General features: G+C 62.5%; 2 protein-coding genes. Both read right to left on the bottom strand.

Going from position 1 to position 2,872, the window contains the following annotated elements; genetic code table 11:
• The coding region (locus C5F48_RS22840; RefSeq protein ID WP_107666006.1) for an AAA family ATPase at nucleotides 1-1,571 on the bottom strand (1,571 nt) is incomplete at its 3' end.
• Nucleotides 1,571-2,335 (bottom strand): helix-turn-helix transcriptional regulator, encoded by a 765-nt coding sequence (locus tag C5F48_RS22835; protein WP_107666005.1) that lies wholly within the window; start codon nucleotides 2,333-2,335, stop codon nucleotides 1,571-1,573. The genes C5F48_RS22835 and C5F48_RS22840, both read right to left, overlap by 1 nt.
• Between the last annotated feature and the right edge of the window lie 537 nt (nucleotides 2,336-2,872).

Below are 2,872 nucleotides of genomic sequence, written 5' to 3'. Positions count from 1 at the left end.
GCGGTCTTCTCGCCTTCAGAAAGCCGCTTTGCCGGCTTGCCGCGTCTTTGCACGAGATAGCCCTCAGCGCCGGCCTCAAAGCGCAAATCGGTCCGACCCAGGAAGATCTTGAGCTTATCGGTGAGCGCTGCACCGCCGGCATGCTCGCTCGAAACCTTAGCCTGCTTCGCCTCGAAAGAATCCTTAAGCGCCTGCAAGCTGCGCGGATCGGGCAGGTCCACGGCACCATCAGTTAGCTTAGTCCCGATGGTTTTCTGCACGGCGATCTGCGCGTTGAGGTCGCGCACCTGATCGACGATGGTGGACAAATAGTGGCGCTGGAGCTGGGTGCGCGCCTCGGCCTTTTCGCGTTCGAACCCCTCGGTCTTGCGGTTGTGGCGTTCGATCACCGCCGCTAGGGTCGCCAGCGCGGCAGTCAACGGTTTGGGGTCGATCGCGATATCGCGCGCATAGGCGGTTGCGCGGTTCAAGAGCTTTTCGTCAAGCCCCGCGGCGGCGGCGTCGATCTGGTCGACGAGCGCAGTGCGGCAGCGCTCGGCCATCTCCACCGCGGTTTCGTAATCGGCGCGAAGCTCGGCATAGAGGGAGGTCTTTGCCGGAAAGACCAATGCGGCGACCCCGTCCAATAGATTCCGCGTGTTCCGCGCAGTCCGCTCAATGTCGGCCTTCAGCCGCTGGTCCTCGACTCCAAAATGCTCGGCGAGCACCGCCATTCGGGCCTCCGGAAGCGGCTGGGCACAGAATTCGCAATGATCGGAATTGTGCGCGCGATGGAGCGTGACGCCTTCCTCGACCCATCGCGCAATCATCGGCTCCTCAACGAGGCGGCGCAGCGCGCCTGCCTGTGCCGTGCGCGCAAGCAAAGCGACGATCTCGACGCGCAAGGCGGCGGCGACATCGGCGAAGGGCCGCGCCGGGTCGCCCGGCTGCAGAGGCAGCACAGGCATACCGACGCATTCGAGTTGCTCCTGGTGGACAGTTGCGCGATGGGCTTTGAGTTGAGCGTCCAAGAGCGGCGCGAGATCACGTGCCCTGGCGAAGTCTGCCTCGGCATTTGGCTTGCGGTAGCTGCGCAGGTTGGTGCCGCTGGTCGCCTCGCCGATCGTTTTGGCGATCGCAGAAAAAACCTTACCTTTTTCTGCTTCGAGCTTCTCTGCGGCCCTTTCGGCCGCCGCGATCGCGCGCGATCGCTCGTCATAGGTCGCCCGCTCGCCCGCAGCTTCCTCGGCGAGAGTCTTGTTCGCCTCGCCGATGATCAGGATGTGGCGAAGCGGGCCGTGGAACTGGCCGATATTGGCCTCGACATAGTCGGCATTGAAAGTGCGTACCTTGCGCCCATACCGTTGGCCGGCGCTCAGCGCGCCGGATTGGCTCTCGATCATGTATTCGAGGTCTGCATAGTCGGCGTGGGCACCGGCTTCCAGAGCCGCGAACAGGCGCGACAGCGTCGTCTTGCCCGAACCATTCTCGCCATAGATGATGTTGTAGCGCGCAAACGCGGGCAGGTCGGCGGGCGCGGTAAAGTCCCCGAACACGCCGAGACCCTTGATCCGCTTGATCGTGATCAGCACTAGGTAGCCTCCCGCTTGGCCATGAGATTCTTCCACGAAGGAAGAACGAAGGGCTGGCCATGGTCAATCGGCACGCGCATCGACGTCTCACCATATTCCCCCGGCGGCCCAAGTGCGATGACGAAACGCGATTGGTGGGTGGTGGGCTCGTCCTCGGGCGGAAGATCGTAACGTTCGGGTAGGCGACGATAGACCTTGGTCTGGTAAATCCAGATGTCATTGCCGCGCAGCATCACCATCAGCTGGCGAATACGCCGCCGAATGGCGATCTGATCGGAGGGCGGGATGTCCAACAATAAATCGCGCCGGAACCAAGTGAGCCCCGTGAGAAGATCGACCAACTCCTGCGCGTAGCCGCCGGTTTCTTCAGTTAAAGGTATCTCGATCACGCAAGCGAGATCGTGCGAGTTGGCGGCTTCGTCGTAGAGTTTGCCCTCGTCCGATGTCGCCTGGGCATAATCCCAATCATGGCGCGGGATGATCTGGTCCCTATCCTCGAACAGCGGCGGTCGATCGGCGTCAGAGCTCGACCCGGCGGCCGGGGGCGGCAGAGGCGTCGCGGCAAGAGCGTCGCGATGGACGCCGAACAGCTTGGCGATGCGGTCGAGCAGCACCAGCGAAATCGGCAGGTTCTCATTTTCGATCTTGCGCAGCATGCGCACGCTGACGGCGACTGCATTTGCGAACTCCTTTTGCGTCGACAGGCGCTCAAGCTGTTCCCTGAGCTGCTTGATCGCAGCGCCGTTCGGAATCACTTTCTTCATTGCATACCCCTTGTGACGATGTTGGTGTTTCTCCTGTTAAACCACAATCGCGTCGTGCAGGCGGCACGCGACCGGACGCTGAGCGGCATCGATGCGGCACGGCAGGATGCGCTTGCTATTGGTGCGAGCGTGCCAAGACGCTGAAGCGCCCGATGGTGCCACCGGACCATTCGCGCACCATCGAACCGCTGTGTACTCTTCCGGCAACAAGAACGGCGGGAAAGCCGACAACGGCCCTCCGCGAGGGGACGATTTCGCCGCAGGACCTTTCAGGCTCAATGGCAACTTTGGGATCTGGGACCCAGGACCCGAAGGACCGCAATGGGCCGCAAAGCGGACGTTGACGCGAGTCCCGTAGAAGGGCGGCTGTGGGCAGAGTTAGCCAGCGACACATACGCGCCTGGAAACCCAGCCCCCCGCGCTGCCGCAGGTCCGTTTCGAGCCCTTGCTTGCCCTTCGCTTGCACCGCATTTGCTGCAAGTGCGTCCGGCTGGTGTCAACCCTAAGCTTTCGGACGTGCCGGTCGCGGTGTCGATT

Origin of the sequence: Cereibacter changlensis JA139, from assembly GCF_003034985.1 — a bacterium.
GTDB lineage: Bacteria > Pseudomonadota > Alphaproteobacteria > Rhodobacterales > Rhodobacteraceae > Cereibacter > Cereibacter changlensis.
The sequence above is the reverse complement of the archived record's forward strand: the minus strand, read 5'-3'. Positions and strand labels throughout refer to the sequence as shown.